Annotated in this window: 1 protein-coding gene; it reads left to right on the plus strand. The window is 67.3% G+C overall.

Features of this window, described 5'->3' with window-relative positions; genetic code table 11:
• Positions 1-12: 12 nt before the first annotated feature.
• A partial coding sequence (locus HWX31_RS34680) for an efflux RND transporter periplasmic adaptor subunit (protein WP_143134382.1) occupies positions 13-452 on the plus strand: 440 nt, incomplete at its 3' end.

Genomic DNA, 452 nt, shown 5'->3' on the forward strand with positions numbered 1-452 from the left:
AGAGGTCGCTCCATGCGCGTCGAACGGGTTCCATACCGCTTAATCACTGTCGCGACGGCCGCCGTTTTCCTGGCCGCGTGCGGGAAAAAAGAATCGGCACCGCCGCCGCAAACGCCGGAAGTCGGCGTCGTCACCGTCCAGCCGGAAACCGTGCCGGTCTTCACCGAACTGCCGGGCCGCACCAACGCGTTCCTCGTTGCGCAGGTGCGCGCGCGGGTCGACGGCATCGTGCTGCGCCGTGAATTCACCGAAGGCACCGACGTCAAGGCCGGCCAGCGCCTCTACAAGATCGACCCGGCGCCGTACCTCGCGCAACTGAACAGCGCGAAGGCGTCGCTCGCGAAGGCGCAGGCGAACCTCGCGACGCAGAACGCACTGGTGGCGCGCTACAAGGTGCTGGTGGGCGCGAACGCGATCAGCAAGCAGGACTACGACAACGCGGTCGCCGCGCA

Origin of the sequence: Burkholderia ubonensis (assembly GCF_902833085.1) — a bacterium.
Taxonomy (GTDB): Bacteria; Pseudomonadota; Gammaproteobacteria; order Burkholderiales; family Burkholderiaceae; genus Burkholderia; species Burkholderia ubonensis.